Source organism: Pedobacter immunditicola, assembly GCF_037482985.1.
Taxonomy (GTDB): domain Bacteria; phylum Bacteroidota; class Bacteroidia; order Sphingobacteriales; family Sphingobacteriaceae; genus Pedobacter; species Pedobacter immunditicola.
In genome coordinates, this window is record NZ_JBBHKC010000008.1 from 1 (window position 1) to 16,037 (window position 16,037).

Genomic DNA, 16,037 nt, shown 5'->3' on the forward strand with positions numbered 1-16,037 from the left:
GATGCTTGTTCCCAGGTATTTCACCCCCTTTTTAAATGTTCTTCAATTTTCCTATATTTTTTTGGTAACTTATGCGTTAAATAATTACCTTAAACAGGTTTTGCAGGTGAGCGCAATTTGGATTCATGTTGCTCAGCATCAATTAAACCCTCATTATTTGTGTGGAAGTTGCTATTTAAAACCTCAACCGTATTAACCGTATTAAATCTTTTTTTACAAAGCTAATTAATTGATTTGCGTCATATTTTATGCAATTATTTTGGTTATCTTTGCACATAATTAAAAACACATACAATGAGTCATTTCGCAGAGCAAAGAAGGGAAGTAATGTTGCACATAGAAGGCTATATGCTGGAAACAATGCATACTTACCTTAAACCGATTGATACTAATTGGCAACCGGCTGATTTTTTGCCAGACTCTTCCAGTGACACTTTCTTTCAGGATGTGAGGCATTTGCAGGAGAAGGCTAAAGATCTATCTTACGATCTTGTAGCTGTTCTTGTAGGTGATACGATTACGGAAGAAGCTTTGCCTACCTATGAATCATGGCTTGCCATGGTGGAAGGTGTGAGCAAAAGTGAACAGGGAGGCTGGATGAAATGGAACCGTCATTGGACTGCCGAAGAAAATCGTCATGGTGACTTGTTAAATAAATACCTTTATTTATCGGGCCGTGTGGATATGAAGCAGTTTGAAACTTCTACGCAGTACCTTATTGCTGATGGTTTTGATATTGGTACAGGTCATGACCCTTACCGTAATTTCATTTATACCAGCTTCCAGGAATTAGCTACAAATATTTCGCACAGAAGGGTTGCCTCTCTGGCTAAGAAAGATGGTGATAACTTGCTATCAAAAATGTGTGGAGTGATTGCTTCTGATGAAGCGCGACATGCTAAAGCTTATAAAGATTTTATGAGCAAAATTTTTGAGGTTGATCAGAATGAAGCCATGATTGCTTTTGAAGACATGATGCGCAAAAAGATTGTGATGCCAGCACACTTCCTTCGCGAAATGGGATTGAAGATAGGACAGACTTTTGGCCACTTTACCGATGCTGCACAACGTTTGGGTGTATATACCGCTGTTGATTATGTTGAAATTATGCAACAATTAATTGATGAGTGGAACCTTGATGGCATGCGTGATTTAAATGAAGCTGGTGAAAAAGCCCGTGATTACATCATGGCATTGCCTAACCGTTTGATCCGTATTGCAGATCGTATGAAAAACCCTACTATGGAATATAAATTCAGCTGGATTAATTCTTAAGCAGCGAATAATATCATACAAGTACTTAATGTAAGTACTAACAAAAAAAGGAAGGCTTGAGTTAATCAGGCCTTCCTTTTTTTATAGGGTTCTTTTTTTAAGGGCTTCTGACAGCGCTTCTTACATGTTTCTTCTGTATTGTCCGCCTACTTCGTAAAGGGCATTGGATATTTGCCCCAGTGAACAGATCTTACATACTTCCATGAGCTCTTCAAAGATGTTTTTACCTTCAATAGCAGCAAGCTGCAAATCTTTTAAGACTTGTGGTACTGCAGCTGCATTTCTGTGTTGGAAAGCTTCTAATGCGGTAATTTGGAATTCCTTTTCCTCTTCCGTCGCACGGATGACTTCTCCCGGTACAATGGTTGGAGATCCATTTTTATTTAAAAAGGTATTTACGCCAACTATCGGATACTCACCATTGTGTTTTAAGGTTTCATAATACAAACTTTCTTCCTGTATCTTTCCGCGTTGGTACATGGTTTCCATCGCACCTAAAACGCCACCTCTGTCGTTAATCCGCTTGAACTCCAGTAACACGGCTTCTTCTACCAGATCAGTTAAATCTTCTATAATGAACGCGCCCTGCAATGGATTTTCATTCTTTGCCAGTCCCAATTCCCTGTTGATGATTAACTGTATGGCCATCGCCCGCCTCACTGACTCTTCTGTAGGGGTTGTAATGGCCTCATCGTATGCATTGGTATGTAGTGAGTTACAATTATCGTAAATGGCATACAAGGCTTGCAAGGTAGTTCTGATGTCATTAAAATCTATCTCCTGTGCATGCAGTGAACGACCAGAGGTTTGAATATGGTACTTCAGCTTTTGCGACCGGTCATTTCCTTTATATTTATTTTTAATGGCTTTAGCCCAGATCCTCCTGGCAACTCTTCCGATGACTGCATATTCAGGATCAATGCCGTTTGAGAAAAAGAAGGAGAGATTAGGGGCAAAATCGTCAATATGCATTCCGCGGCTTAAGTAATACTCTACGAAAGTAAAACCATTGCTTAAGGTGAATGCCAGCTGTGATATAGGGTTTGCACCTGCCTCAGCGATATGGTAACCTGAAATGGATACGGAGTAAAAGTTACGCACTTTTTCATTAATGAAATACATTTGTATATCTCCCATCATTCGCAAAGCAAATTCAGTGGAGAAGATACAGGTGTTTTGTGCCTGGTCTTCTTTTAAAATATCTGCCTGTACGGTTCCGCGGACACTATTAATTGCCTTTGCCTTTATTTTAGCGTATATATCTGCTGGTAGCACTTGATCACCGGTCACACCCAATAGCATTAAACCAAGTCCATTGTTACCTGCTGGTAATCCACCTGCGTAAACCGGTCTTTCTGCATTTGTACTTTCGTAAATCGCTTTGATCTTTTCTTCCACTTCGGCCTGCAAGCCGTTTGCTATAATATACTTTTCACATTGCTGATCGATAGCGGCATTCATAAAAAAGCCAAGCAACATCGGCGCCGGGCCATTGATGGTCATGGAAACGGAAGTAGATGGCGAGCAGAGGTCAAAGCCTGAATACAGCTTTTTGGCATCATCAAGGGTGGCAATACTGACGCCGGAATTGCCAATTTTACCATAAATATCTGGACGTATATGGGGATCTTCACCATACAAGGTTACCGAATCAAATGCAGTCGAAAGGCGGTGTGCTGGTTGGCCCAATGATACATAATGAAAACGCTTGTTGGTTCGCTCCGGGCCACCTTCTCCGGCAAACATCCGTGTAGGATCTTCTCCTTCCCGTTTCAAAGGGAAAACGCCGGCAGTATAAGGAAATTCGCCCGGTACATTTTCGGTTAATAACCAGCGCAGGATATCACCCCAGTCTTCATATCTCGGCAATGATACTTTTGGTATCCTTAATTTTGAAAGGGATTCATAGAACAGCGGCTGTTTTATTTCTTTGTCCCGCACTTTATACACAAAATGCGCAGCGCTGTAGGTCGCCTTTGTTTCCGGCCACGCTCTTAATAAACGTTTACAATTGCCATCCTGCTGTTCTTCCAGGTGATGGTAGATGGCTTGCAAAGCTTCAAGTGTAGTTTTTGCGTCAGGAACATGTTGGTTTAAGGCTCCGTCTGCTGCCAGCTTAATCACACCTTGCAACTGGTAAAGCTTCCTTGCAATTGCTGTTTGTGTGTTTACCCAGTCGTTATAAGCCTGGCTGGATTCTGCAATCTCCGCCAGGTACCTGATTCTGTCAGGTGGAATAATGTATATTTTTTCGCTTTGCTCCAGGGTAAGTGACATATCTGCCTTGAAATCAACCCCGGTCTTGTCCTTAATCTTCTGCATTAATGCAGTAAAGAGGTTGTTCATCCCCGGATCATTGAACTGCGAAGCCATGGTGCCATAAACAGGAATGCTGTCTTCAGCAGCATCAAACAGGTTATGGTTACGTCTGTATTGTTTACGCACATCGCGCAAAGCATCCAAAGCACCTCTTTTATCAAATTTATTAATGGCAACCAGGTCTGCAAAGTCCAGCATATCGATCTTTTCGAGTTGTGTAGCTGCACCAAATTCTGGTGTCATCACATATAAAGAGACATCACAATGTTCAGTAATCTCTGTATCCGACTGGCCGATGCCCGAAGTTTCCACAATGATGAGGTCGTAACCCGCGGCTTTACAGATGTCAATGCTTTCCTGTACGTTTTTAGATAAGGCCAGGTTGGCTTGACGGGTAGCCAGGGAACGCATGTAAACCCTGGAGTTATTAATAGCATTCATCCTGATGCGATCCCCGAGCAAGGCTCCGCCTGTTTTTCTTTTGGATGGATCCACAGAAATGATAGCAAGCGTTTGATCTTTGACTTCGATTAAAAACCTTCTCACCAGTTCATCGACGAGGGAAGATTTACCCGAACCACCTGTACCGGTGATCCCTAGTACCGGGGCCTGGTTTGCTAATGTCAGTTTTTTAAGTTCATTGACAAAGGCCTGCGCTGCTTCCGGATTATTTTCTGCCACAGTGATGGCAGCCGCAATGCTCTTGATATCTTTTTCAGGTATACGCTGCAGTTCACCATTCATGGAACTGTGGGTCACGTAATCTGTCTGCTGAAGCATATGATTGATCATGCCCTGCAGGCCCATTTTGCGGCCGTCATCAGGTGAATAGATCCTGGATATCCCATAATCCTGAAGCTCCTCTATTTCTGCGGGCAGAAAGACGCCGCCACCACCAGCAAAGATCTTGATATGTGATGCACCCCTTTCTTTGAGTAAGTCATGCATATATTTGAAGTATTCCATGTGCCCACCCTGATAGGAGGTCATGGCGATACCCTGTACATCTTCCTGTATGGCACAATTAACCACTTCCTCAACGGAGCGGTTATGGCCCAGGTGAATTACTTCCGCACCTGAAGATTGCAATATGCGGCGAATGATATTAATGGTGGCATCATGCCCGTCAAATAATGCAGCAGCAGTTACAAAACGGATTTTGTTTTTAGGTTTATAAACTTCAATGGGTTCCATACTTGGTTTTTACTTGCCAGGTAAAGGTACTAAAAATTAAAAAGCCGCAGGTTGTGCGGCTTTTTAATTTTATTGGTGGGTGAGCTCCGTTATCGGCTCTCCAACACTGCCATTAGGCATCTGAATATGCAGCATGGCCGCGAGGGTAGCGGCAATGTCAGACATGTAATAATTCTTGTTTGTTTTACCAGGCTTCACGTTCCATCCCATAAATACAAGCGGAATATGTGCATCATATGGATACCAGGCCGAATGTGAGGTGCCAGTTTTACCGCCTGACAGCCAATTTGGTTTTAACACCATATACACATCACCACTTCTCCGGGCATTGTAACCATTGCTTAGGCGTTTCTTCAATTCTTCGGGCAAGGTAGTACTGCTGATCTTTGTCAAATCTCCAGCATCTAAAATCCCTTCCTGCAGTTCAAGGTAATCAATCACCACCTGTTTCATTTTTTCAAAATCGCCTTTTTGCTCTCTGATCAATGGCTTGTTAAATACTACCTGGTAGTTAATTACTGCAGAAACACTGTTTTTGATATTGAATTCTTTCTCCAGTAAAAGATTCAGATCCTTGCTGATCTGGCTGGAGCTGATGGTTCCTGCAGGAATCTTGTTTTCAGTCAGGAAGCCCGGAACTTGTACTGCACCATGATCTGCTGATAAGAAGAATAAGTAATTGCCTTTACCAACGGTTTTATCAAGGTAATTTAAAAATGTTTCCAGGTCTTTATCGAGGCGTAAATAAGTGTCTTCCGCTTCAATGGAATTTGGACCGAATTGGTGGCCAACATAGTCTGTAGAAGAACAGCTTACTGCAAGAAAATCTGTAACCTTATCTTTACCCAGGCCTTCGGCTTCTATGGCGATTTTTGCCAGATCAATGGTCATGGTATTACCATGTGGTGTACTTCTGATCAAACCGTAGTTTTTGCCGACAGCATCTTTCAATACATGTGGGAAACTACTCGTCGCTGCGTCCTTAAATTTACCTTCGTAAGGCTTGTTGTCTGTTGAACTTTGGGTATAGGTTTCAATAGGGTATAAAGTGTTCCAGTCTTTTGCTAAAAACTTATCCGTATTTTTTGCGCTGTTGTATTCAGAAACCCATGCCGGCAAGTCATTTCTGTAATAAGTACTGGTGATCCAGTTACCGCTTGCACCATCATACCAATAAGCACCATTGGCTGAATGTCCGCCAGGCAGAATAGAACCTCTGTCTTTTAAAGAGATGCCAATTACCTTGCTTTCGAAATTTGTTGCCAGTCTCAACTCATCAGTAATGGTGTTGGATAACATATTTTTAGGAGACATCTCTCCGGCATTGGAGGTGCTACCTACCGTTTTTACAGCTTTATCTTCTGTGCAGTAAACATTTCTGCCTAACTGCGGATCGAACCAGTCGTTCCCGATAATACCGTTAATGGCAGGAACAGAACCTGTATAGATACTGGCATGTCCGCCCGCGGTAATCGTCGGTATATAGGATATAAAAGTATTTTCGGCAGAGAAGCCCTGGTTAATTAATCTTTTGAAGCCACCATTGCCGTATCGCTCGTAATAGCGGTAGAGATAATCCCAACGCATTTGATCAACTACGAAACCAACCACCAGTTTAGGGCGGTCGACAGTAGCCGGATAATTTGCCCCTGAAGTTTGCTTATTAACTTTCTTCTGCGCAAAAACCGGCATGCACAATATCAGCAGTGCTGATAGCTGTAAAAATGATTTTTTCATCTATTATAGTTTTTATCGTAATGAAGCTAAGCTGGAAGCTTATAATGACTTCATCATTATATTAAGGGAATGCAAATGTATTGATCTTGAGAATCAAAAGCCATTAGTTGTTGTAAAGATATTATATAACTTCTGCGACAACGAATGTGCTTCCGCCAATAAAAATCAGGTCATCTGGTGCAGCATTTGCTCTGGCTGCTTTTAGCGCAACATCTACATGATCATAAACCTGACCATAAAGCTGGTGTACTGCAGCCTGCTCCGCAAGTATGACTCCCGGCAGCGCACGTTCCAGCTGTGGTTGGGTAAAGTAATAGGTGGCTTTTGTGGGCAATACGGCCAAAACACCATTCACATCTTTATCCTTTAAAACACCGATGATCATATGCAGTTTATGATAGGCTGTGTTTTCGATGTTTTTTACAACTTCACTCATACCGGCAAGGTTATGCCCGGTATCACAAATCGTTAGTGGAGCATTAGAAATGGTTTGCCATCTGCCTTGCAGACCCGTAATGCCTTTCACATTTTTTAATGCGGCATAAACGGCTTCATCGGGAATATGATAACCCAGCTCTTTAAGCTTTAAAACAGCTGCTATTACAGTTTGCCCGTTTTTTAACTGGTAAGTGCCAGTTAAATCGAGCTGCAAGTCAGGGTAAATTACCTCATTACCTTTTTTTACCGTCGTCACCAGATATTGTGGATCTTTCCGGCGCTCCGAAAAGTGGAGTTCGTCTTCAGCAAAAACCAACGGACTGGCCGTCTCGCGGGCTTTTTGAATAAATACCTCATCTGTTTCCGGGTGTCTTTCTCCGATGACCACCGGGATGGATGGTTTAATGATCCCCGCTTTTTCCCCGGCAATAGCCTTAAGGTTGTCGCCCAATAAATTGGTATGGTCTAAACTGATATTGGTAATGACAGAAAGTTCGGGCGTAATGATATTTGTGGAATCAAGTCTGCCGCCAAGTCCGACCTCAATGATTGCGATGTCGACTTTTTCTTTTGCAAAATAGGAAAAGGCCATGGCCACCGTTACTTCAAAAAAGGAAGGATTTAAAGCTTCAATCGGTCCCTGTTGTGCTGCTACGAATTCAGTCACAAATCCTTCAGCTATCATTTCACCATTGATCCTGATGCGTTCGCGGAAATCTTTCAGGTGAGGGGAGGTGTAAAGACCGGTTTTATAACCTGCCTTTTGTAAAATTGCGGCCAGCATATGTGAGGTTGAACCTTTTCCATTGGTGCCAGCCACGTGGATCGTTTTAAATTGATGCTGAGGGTTTCCCAATTCCTCGCATAGGGCCAACGTGTTATGCAGGTCCTTTTTATAAGCAACAGCACCTATACGCGTAAACATGGGTAGTTTACTGTATAGGTAGTCGATAGTTTGTAAATAAGTCATTAAGATGAATCTTCGGTAACAGGACTTCTATTTTACTTTAAAGTTGAAGACCACTACGCCCACTTGTACATCAGGGGCGTTGGCGGATTGATTTAAACGGGCACCCATTACGGCTTCCTTGCATTTCTGCCACAACTCACGGTCATTCAAAGTCGTTCCTTTAACACCAGGCACCGCATTGATCACAATACCTTCTTTATTGATGGAAATTCTGACCGCTATTTTTCCTGTTTTTTGTCCGTCGTCCTGAGGGGTAACTAAATTAGTAAACCTTCTTAAAGCAATGGGTGTTTCACCAAAGCCCGAGCCCCCTTCGCCATAGGTATTGCTTAGTGGATCGCCATTCACACTGCCCTGGTTTCCTGGGGTAGTGCCTGTTCCATCCCCACCACCAGTGCCTTTATTGGCTTTTCCTTTGTATAAGGCATTCTGATTAATCGTCGGTTTTGCTGGTTTATCTTCTTCTACTGCAGCATTGGGCGTAGCAGTAGCTTTGGTTTTTTTTGTATTGATGCTCACCGCTTCTTCCGTACTTTGTGTAGCCACTTCCTTATCACTTGCCTGAGGAGTTGATTCCTGAATTGTCTGTTGCTCAGGAACAACCTTGTCAGGTGCCTTATTATTTGCGTTCGGATCTGCCGATGGTTCTTCAATACTGGTATAATCTGTACCCATGCCGGTTACCGCAGTACCATAATTAACTACCATACCGCCCATACCTTCTTCCACAGGTTTAAAGGTCCCTATTGCAATGAAATAACTCAAAGCAATAAGGATAGCCATGATGACTGTCGCAATAGCGAAAGCCTTTGGATAGTTATTATCTTCCTGATCGTATGTCATTATTTCTTAGGTTCTACAGCCAATACAACTTTAAGTTTCAACTGATTAGCAACATCAAAAACCTGCATTGTGTTTTCTATAGAAACACCTCTTGCTACATAAAGTACGAGGGTTAAATCGGGGTTGGCCTGTTGATAGGGCTCCACCGTACTTCGCAGATTTTCGAGGGTTACCTGTTGTTTTTCAACAAAATAATTTAACTTCTCATCTATAGAAACTGTAACGGTTTTTTGTGCCGTAGATTGTTGTCCGCTTTCAGATCTTGGAAGTAATAATTTCACTACCTGAGGATTAACTACGGCAGATGCCAGCAGAAAAAACAACAGCAGAAAGAACATAATGTCGTTTAGGGCTGAGGTATTGACCTCAACCGTTCCTTTACTTCTTTTTCGCAGATTCATTATTTGCCTGGTTCTTCCAATAAGTCAATAAATTCAATTGCATCAGTTTCCATTCTTAAAATGATTCTTTCCACCATCATATTTAAAATATGGTATAAAACGTATGCAATGATACCAATAATTAATCCGGTTGCTGAAGTGATCATTTTGGTGTATAAACCACCGGAGATGGTTCCAATTTCAATGGCACCTTTAATGGATACATCATGGAAAATAGTAATTACCCCGATAATGGTTCCTACGAAACCCAGCATTGGTGCAATACCAGCGATGATCCCTAAAACACCAATGTTTTTTTCCAGTTTTGATACTTCCAGTTTCCCGGTGTTTTCAATGGCTCCCTCAATGTCTTTGATAGGGCGACCAATTCTTTTTAAGCCTTTTTCAAGCATCCTTCCAAGAGGCGAGCGTGTATTGCGGCATAAAGTAATTGCATTCTCCAACCTTCCGTCCTGAATGTATTGCTTGATTTGAAGCATTAAATTCGTCTCTGTTTTCGAAGATTTACGGATGGTGATGTAACGTTCAATAAATATAACCAAGCCTAAAAAAGCAAGTGCGGCTAGCGGTATCATTACCCAACCACCAAGGAACAATAGGTCAATAAAGTGGACTTCCGGAGGTGCAGTCGTTACAGCTTGATTTACTACGTTTGCTGTATCAATAATTTGGTTAGCCGTATCACTGGCACCCTGTAACAATGTAATCATATTAGTCTTCTTTGTGTGTGTTTGTGTAAATGTATAGTCCTGGTATTTTAATTTTATCTTCTAATCTGGCGCGCTCTGCACGGGCAGTTTTCTCATCTTTATAGGTGGCAATACTGATTTTTATTTTCTTGCCTGGTCTTTTGCTGACCACTTTTGCATTGATACCCCATTTTCTCTTCATGGAAGCAATGAAACGTTCTGCTTCTTTCTCACTGTAAACTGACGACCCGATAATTTCAAAGGTGGTTCCCTTTGGAAGTACTGCTGGTGGTGCTGGTTCCGTTGTAGCCGTCGCCGGAGTAGCTGTAACAGGTCGACTTGCCTGCACACTGTCTTTCTTAAGGGTATCGGTACCAACCGGTAGGGCTTTAGATTCCTCGTTTAGTGTATCCCGTAACCCGGAGCCGCCCTTGTTCAGCGATACACTGTCGGTAACTGGGTTCACCGGTAACTGACCGTTATTCCTGTTGATTAAATTGTCAAACCAAACCGGATTCCATAAGAACAACGCCATGGTGATGCAAAGTAAGGCAAGAATGGCGATGATTACTTTTAAATAGGTCGGAGTTGAACGTTCTTCGGTTTCATCAATCTGGTAATTTACCTGTTCATCACCGGTCCTGCTATTACTCTCCGTATTGGTAAGAAATTCAGGTTCATGTGTATAAATCGGTTCATCCGGTAAATTACCAGGATTTTCCTCTTCTAAATTATTTTCAGCGATGATCGCTTCCAGTTCTTCTTCTTTTACAAAGCTCTGTTTATTTAAAGGAGCTTTATCTTCCTGATCAGTAATGTTGATGTCCTCTTTTTCGACATCAGGTGCCCGAGCTTCAGTTTCAGCAGGAGTAGTGACGTCAGGGACTGATGTAATTACAGGAACTGCCGGAGTTTCCAGATCAACCACCTCTTTTTCGGTAATTTCTTCCGCAACGTCTGGAAGCCCGTAAAATTTAAAACCCAGGTTTAACTTAGGGTTTGGATGAAATTGCAACTCTCCAGCTGTTAAAGTGAATTTTCCAAGTGTTTTTAATTCAAGTTCGCGATCTTCAGCAAGTCGCTCTTTTAAATTGGCAACAAACTGGTCGATATGGTAATTAGCAGATTCTTCGGATAAATTGTGTTGTTTGCTGATGTACTCAGACAATAGTATGTCCTCGGTTACTTCCGGCGAAAAGGCCAGTTGGTAACTTGGAGGAAGAAAAGAATGGAGCTCAGCATCATACCTACCTGGCGACTTCTTTTTAAAGAAGGTCCCCAGTTCGGGGACACCCACTTCTTTATTATTTTGAATAACTTCTGCTAAGTACGATAATATATCCATTTTGGTAAAAATAAATTTTAATTCTTTATCAACCAATTATTAATTTGAAACCGGTTAGAAAGAATAGGTTAATCCACCAAATCCATTAAATCCGATAGCCTGGTAATAAAGGAACCTGCCGTTTTTGTTATTTAACAAGTTATTGGCATTCGCAAATACAGAAAACTTATTATTGATCTTGTAAGAGGCTCCAATTCCCAAATCTACGAAACCTTTTATATTTACCACACGCTCGATGTCCGTATTTGGGACAACATAAGGCGAAGATGGTGCTGCATTATATAATTTAGCCTTGCTGTCATCCTGTAGTGCTACGGCAGCATTGAAACTTAATTTGTCATTGATGTTGTATAACAAGTTCGAGCTTACTCTTAATTGCGGCTTAAACCAGGCTTCAGTTTCACGATCTGGTTCGTAGCTTTCCAGGTTGATCATCCCGGTCCATTTCAAGGCATTGCTTACCTGCACAGACAGTTCACCTTCAACACCTAGCAATTTGGTTTTTCCGAATTCATAGATGACATCAAATTGTTGTGGGCTATTGTAGTTGTTCACAAACAAAGGCAAATTATCTAATTCTTTGTGGTATACTTTTGCTTTATAACCAAAACCAGGTCCGCCTGTACCTTTAATACCTGCAGTGAAGCTTATTTTCTCCACCGTGTTTTGAATCTGGATATTGTTGGTCAAGAATGGATTGTCGTCTGTTAATTCTTTCAGGGAGTTTCTGTGTACATCACCTTTCAGCTCACCAAATATTTGTAAGTAATCAGGGATCAGGGTGAAATCTGCAGTTACTGCCGGGAAGATCCTGGTCTCAGAAAAGTCACCGAATTCCTGTACGAAATTAATTCCTGCATTAATTTTAACGCCCTTTGCCTGTAACCTGATGTAAGGATTTAATTTTAGTAGGTTATTGTTTACACTCACCAGTTGATCTTTGGTGTTCCCTAATTCTACTGATCCGGCAAGTCCTAAATTAAAACTGCTGATTCTTTTATTCAGGTATCCATTTAAAACTATGGAATTCTCTTTGGCACTGTAATGATCACCCCACATATAACCATTGATTTTAGCAGCATAGCTTAGCGCATCTTCATCAGTAGTATACTTACTGGCAATTTCACCTTCACCTTCAAAGAAGTTGAAGGCTTGTTTGGCGGGGTTATCGTTTATAAATGCATTGTCAGTATCCTGGCCATAAAAATACAAGCCGTTTCTTTGGTAATTTACTTTTCCGCTCAGCGTAAACTGATCAAGTATGCTCCTTCCGAACACAGATAGTTGTTGCTGATTAAACTTTTGTGCGTTTAAATCGCCTTCTTGTCCAAAATGTCTGAAGAAACCACCCAACTGCATGCCTTCGTCACGTCCAATATTGAAGTAAGCTTCCGCTAATGTTGTTCCCGAAGTACCCAGACCACCTTTAAGGTAGTTGTTGATCAACTGTTCTTTACGCTCATCAGCAACTTGCTGTGCCTGTAATTTATTGATGTCCGCGTTTAGCTCCAGTTTTCTGTCGGTGATCCCGTAATTGTATTTTGCTTTATAAGTTTTTATATCGCTTAAATCCGGGCTTCTCCTTAATTTAACTGCTTCCGCCAATACAGGTTTATAAGGTCTCACTACCTCAATTTCTTCTGCGATGGTTTTGTCTTCTGCTTTGGTATCGGTCTCTTTCTTGTCCTGTGCCTGCAAACTTAAAGTACCCGCTGTAATAAAAAATACTGTAGTATATAATAATTTCCTTAATGTCATTTTGCGTAGCTTATTTTATTTGTTCTAATTTCTCTTTAGCAGTAGGAACAATTTCATCCTTGCCATCATAATTGTCAATCAGACTTAACAGGGTGCTCTTTGCCTGAAGTTTGTCATTTAATGCCAGGTAATTGTCCGCCAGCAATAAGAATGATTTTGCAACCCAGTAATCATAAGATGGCATGTTGTTGATCAGGTCAAAGCATGTTTTCTGTGATGTCTTATAATCCTTCTGTGTATACTGAAGTTCCGCTAGTGTATATTTAGCTTCTGCAGCGGCAATAGTTTTGAGCTTGTTCGCTACATTAGTCAGTGATTTGATCGCTGAGGTGGTGTCGGCTTTCAAAAGATAGGCTTTACCAGCATACAAGTCTGCAGTTGTTTTTTCTTCTTCAGATGTCTTTTCAGCGTCTTTTATAAGTTTAACATATCTGATCACATCATCCGGCATATTCAATGCGGCATAAGCTTTCAAGAGGTTGTTAAGGGCATAGGTATGGTGCACCTTATAATCAGCCGTGGTTTCCAATCTTTTCAGGTATACAATTGCTTCGTTGTATTTTTTCTCTTTTAAATATAACTCTGAAATGCTAACTAAAGAGCGTTCGGTATAATCACTGGTCCAGTCATTTAGGATGTACTCATAATCTGGGATAGCTTCCGTAGCGCGATTTAACTTTACTAACGATTCTGCCCTGATGAATTTTGCTTCCTTGTCATGAATGGCCTTAGGGTATTTATCAAAATAACTGTTGATGGCCTCGTATGCGTCCTGGAAATTGCCTTTTAAATATAAGGTGTGCGCTGCCTGGAAAACAATGTTGTCCTGTTCGGCAACCGTATAATTTCCAATAGGGGTCGTATTGGCGTAATTGATAAAGCCGTTGCCATCACCTTTATCCAGGTAAATGTTTTTAATGGATTCCAGAGATTGCTTGGCCTCTTCGGTACTGCCATATTCTGCAATTACCTTCTTGAAGGTTTCGGCAGCTGCATCATCCTGGTTTTGGTTGTATTGAACCAGACCAATGGTCACCATCGCTCTTGGAATATAACTGCTGTTTGGATACTGTCTGATTAAACTGGTCAGGTCATTTTTGGATTTTTCCAGGTCTCCTTTGTTGAAATAGGTATAAGCCATTTCAAATCCTGCATCATCAGCATAGTTAGAACCTGGAAACTGTTTAAGTAAACTTTGCATGGTCGCAATTTTTGCGTCATCCTGTCCCTCTAATCCCTGAATCATCCCTCTTTGGAACAAGGCGTAATCTTCACCTTTTAGTTGCCCGTTTATGATCTTATTATAATTAGCAAGTGCATTGCCATAACTCTTACTGACGAAGTAAGAGTCGGCCAGTCTGATTGTCGCATCGACAACCGTTTTCTGATCCTTGTCATTGCCTTGGAGGAAACGCTCAAAATAAGTTGCTGCCTTGGTATAATTTTCATTCTCAAAAGCAGCATATGCTAATGCATAGTTAGCAAAGTTGTATACTTTGGTATTTTTGGCTCCCGGCATTGATAAGAACTTTTCAAAAGTTTTTACCGATTCACCAAACTTACGCAACTCATAGGATGCTTCACCTTTCCAATATGTATTCAATGCATGAATTTCCGGGTCAACAGGGGTGGCTTCCGAGCGAAGGAACATAGATAAGGCATTAGGAAATGCCCTTTCGTTGTAAAATTCAAGTCCGCGGAAATAGGTTACTTTTTGATAAGCTTCTTGAGCTTCCTGAGTTTTATTCGGTATAGGTTCTAAGATGTCAATTGCAGCCTGGTAATTTTTACTGGTCAGCAAAATTTCTCCCAATAGTGTTTTAGCTTCATTCAGCTTACGTGATGTTGGAAAGTCCTTCAGGAAGTTCTGCGTAGCTTCCAGCGCCTGCTGGTTAAAATCAAGTTCATAACTTAGCTTGGCATAATTGATCCATGCATCTTCCTGCACTGTTTTATTGAAGTCAAGTCTCGACGCCCTGAAAAATGCACTTCTTGCTTTTTCCTTGTTTTTTAATTCAATAAAGGTACGGCCCAAGGTAAACATCCCGCTTTGCAGGTATACATCATCCGTATTCAATTTTTCCAATACGGTTACTGCCTGTTGATATTTCTTTAATTCAAATAGTGTGTAGCCATACTGGTAAAGGAACAAGTTGTTATTAGTTGCACTTTCCTTGCTGTAATAAGTCTGGAAGTATTTTTCTGCGTTTTTGTAATCTGACTTGGCAAAATAAGAAGCGGCGATCAAGCTCATCATGTCTGCTTCATACTGCTTTTCAATAGTTGGCAAAATTGGGATGGCATAGGTAATCACGTCATCATACCGCTCATCCAGGTAATACATGGAAGTGATATAATAAGGGTAGCTGGCCTCATATGTTGGGGAACCTTTTAACTTTTCAAAATTGCTTAAGGCTGTTTTATATTCCTTGTTCAGGTAATTGATGTAAGCAAAATAGTAAGTTGCATCTTCCTGAAAAGGTGAATCTTCTTTTTTTACCGCTTCGAACAAAGGTTCTGCTTTTTCGATGTCATTAACGACGAAATAAGAATAACCTTGTTTAAACTGGTATTCTACACGTTGTTTCTGCGAAAGGGTAGAGGGGTCCGTTTTCTCAAACCAAGTCAACGCTTTTTCGTAGTTCTTTTGTGCGAAATATGCTTTACCGACATGGAAATAAGCCAGTTTGGTGTTCGGATTTAAGGGGTATTCATTGATGAACTTTTGAAACAAGCTCTCTGCATCATCATTGCCCAATTCAAGTGCACAAACAGCAGCATAAAATCTAGCGTTTTCTTTCAGTAAAGTTAGTTCTGCATTGCTTTCCTGCTGTGCATCTGGTTTTAACCTGGACTGTTCCACCAGTTTAAACTGCTGCGCTGCTGCAACGTACTTCTCATTATCTAATAATTCTAATCCACTTTGATAGTTTTTATTTAGATTTACTAACGGACTAAGCTGTGCATAACCGGCTGTTAGGTTTCCTGCTAATAAAAGGGGTATAAAAAGGTATTTTTTCTGCATCTGGTTTATTCAAATTTGATGGCTACTAATATAGACATACTAA

10 protein-coding genes are annotated in these 16,037 nt (G+C 41.1%); 1 reads left to right on the forward strand and 9 read right to left on the reverse strand.

The window, feature by feature from the left end:
* Positions 1-294 precede the first annotated feature (294 nt).
* Complete coding sequence (locus WG905_RS14635) at positions 295-1,275, forward strand: acyl-ACP desaturase (RefSeq protein WP_339592481.1); 981 nt, start codon at positions 295-297, stop codon at positions 1,273-1,275.
* 120 nt (positions 1,276-1,395) lie between these two features.
* On the opposite strand, the gene WG905_RS14640 is transcribed toward WG905_RS14635, so the two are convergent.
* The 9 genes from WG905_RS14640 to WG905_RS14680 form a co-directional block, all read right to left on the reverse strand.
* Positions 1,396-4,788 carry a methylmalonyl-CoA mutase family protein gene (locus tag WG905_RS14640; protein ID WP_339592482.1) on the reverse strand — a complete coding sequence of 1,131 codons (3,393 nt, stop codon included), beginning with the start codon at positions 4,786-4,788 and terminating at the stop codon, positions 1,396-1,398.
* Positions 4,789-4,857: 69 nt separating this feature from the next.
* Positions 4,858-6,525 carry an alkaline phosphatase PafA gene (gene pafA / locus WG905_RS14645; RefSeq protein WP_339592483.1) on the reverse strand — a complete coding sequence of 556 codons (1,668 nt, stop codon included), beginning with the start codon at positions 6,523-6,525 and terminating at the stop codon, positions 4,858-4,860.
* Between the two features lie 121 nt (positions 6,526-6,646).
* Positions 6,647-7,933, reverse strand: a complete 1,287-nt coding sequence (locus WG905_RS14650) for a bifunctional folylpolyglutamate synthase/dihydrofolate synthase (RefSeq protein ID WP_339592484.1) — start codon at positions 7,931-7,933, stop codon at positions 6,647-6,649.
* A gap of 27 nt (positions 7,934-7,960) precedes the next feature.
* On the reverse strand, positions 7,961-8,776 hold the full coding sequence (locus WG905_RS14655) for an energy transducer TonB (RefSeq protein ID WP_339592485.1): 816 nt from the start codon (positions 8,774-8,776) through the stop codon (positions 7,961-7,963).
* Positions 8,776-9,177 carry an ExbD/TolR family protein gene (locus tag WG905_RS14660; protein ID WP_339592486.1) on the reverse strand — a complete coding sequence of 134 codons (402 nt, stop codon included), beginning with the start codon at positions 9,175-9,177 and terminating at the stop codon, positions 8,776-8,778. Before WG905_RS14660 ends, WG905_RS14655 begins: the two co-directional genes overlap by 1 nt.
* Complete coding sequence (locus tag WG905_RS14665; RefSeq protein ID WP_339592487.1) at positions 9,177-9,887, reverse strand: MotA/TolQ/ExbB proton channel family protein; 711 nt, start codon at positions 9,885-9,887, stop codon at positions 9,177-9,179. Before WG905_RS14665 ends, WG905_RS14660 begins: the two co-directional genes overlap by 1 nt.
* A 1-nt stretch (position 9,888) precedes the next feature.
* Positions 9,889-11,211 carry an HU domain-containing protein gene (locus tag WG905_RS14670; RefSeq protein WP_339592488.1) on the reverse strand — a complete coding sequence of 441 codons (1,323 nt, stop codon included), beginning with the start codon at positions 11,209-11,211 and terminating at the stop codon, positions 9,889-9,891.
* A gap of 54 nt (positions 11,212-11,265) precedes the next feature.
* The gene (locus tag WG905_RS14675) at positions 11,266-12,969 is read right to left on the reverse strand and encodes a TonB-dependent receptor (RefSeq protein WP_339592489.1); all 1,704 of its coding nucleotides are present in this window, start codon (positions 12,967-12,969) and stop codon (positions 11,266-11,268) included.
* Between the two features lie 10 nt (positions 12,970-12,979).
* Positions 12,980-15,994 carry a tetratricopeptide repeat protein gene (locus tag WG905_RS14680; protein WP_339592490.1) on the reverse strand — a complete coding sequence of 1,005 codons (3,015 nt, stop codon included), beginning with the start codon at positions 15,992-15,994 and terminating at the stop codon, positions 12,980-12,982.
* Between the last annotated feature and the right edge of the window lie 43 nt (positions 15,995-16,037).

Coding starts and splice junctions, on each gene's coding strand:
- WG905_RS14640 (WP_339592482.1), bottom strand. CDS start 4,788: ATGGAACCCATTGAAGTTTATAAACCTAAAAACAAAATCCGTTTTGTA.
- WG905_RS14660 (WP_339592486.1), bottom strand. CDS start 9,177: ATGAATCTGCGAAAAAGAAGTAAAGGAACGGTTGAGGTCAATACCTCA.
- WG905_RS14675 (WP_339592489.1), bottom strand. CDS start 12,969: ATGACATTAAGGAAATTATTATATACTACAGTATTTTTTATTACAGCG.
- WG905_RS14650 (WP_339592484.1), bottom strand. CDS start 7,933: ATGACTTATTTACAAACTATCGACTACCTATACAGTAAACTACCCATG.
- WG905_RS14655 (WP_339592485.1), bottom strand. CDS start 8,776: ATGACATACGATCAGGAAGATAATAACTATCCAAAGGCTTTCGCTATT.
- pafA (WP_339592483.1), bottom strand. CDS start 6,525: ATGAAAAAATCATTTTTACAGCTATCAGCACTGCTGATATTGTGCATG.
- WG905_RS14635 (WP_339592481.1), top strand. CDS start 295: ATGAGTCATTTCGCAGAGCAAAGAAGGGAAGTAATGTTGCACATAGAA.
- WG905_RS14680 (WP_339592490.1), bottom strand. CDS start 15,994: ATGCAGAAAAAATACCTTTTTATACCCCTTTTATTAGCAGGAAACCTA.
- WG905_RS14665 (WP_339592487.1), bottom strand. CDS start 9,887: ATGATTACATTGTTACAGGGTGCCAGTGATACGGCTAACCAAATTATT.
- WG905_RS14670 (WP_339592488.1), bottom strand. CDS start 11,211: ATGGATATATTATCGTACTTAGCAGAAGTTATTCAAAATAATAAAGAA.